Genomic DNA, 231 nt, shown 5'->3' with positions numbered 1-231 from the left:
ACTAGACCAAAAGCCAAAGTGGCTTAGTCTAGTTCTCAAAAATCTCTTCATCCTTACCGATTGACAAAGAGCCAAAAACGGTCAACTAATTTGATCGTTTTTTTATTTTTCAAGCAAACAAAAAAAAGCCAAGTGCAACAACACTTGACTCACTGACGGTCCGTACGAGACTCGAACTCGTGATCTCATCCGTGACAGGGATGCGTCCTAAACCAACTAGACCAACGGACC

At 42.4% G+C, this 231-nt stretch carries 1 tRNA gene; it reads right to left on the bottom strand.

The features are described from left to right. Positions 1-156: 156 nt before the first annotated feature. Positions 157-231, bottom strand: a tRNA-Asp gene (locus tag QOS10_RS09660).

This window comes from Limosilactobacillus galli (assembly GCF_947381495.1).
Lineage (GTDB): Bacteria > Bacillota > Bacilli > Lactobacillales > Lactobacillaceae > Limosilactobacillus > Limosilactobacillus galli.
The sequence above is the reverse complement of the archived record's forward strand: the minus strand, read 5'-3'. Positions and strand labels throughout refer to the sequence as shown.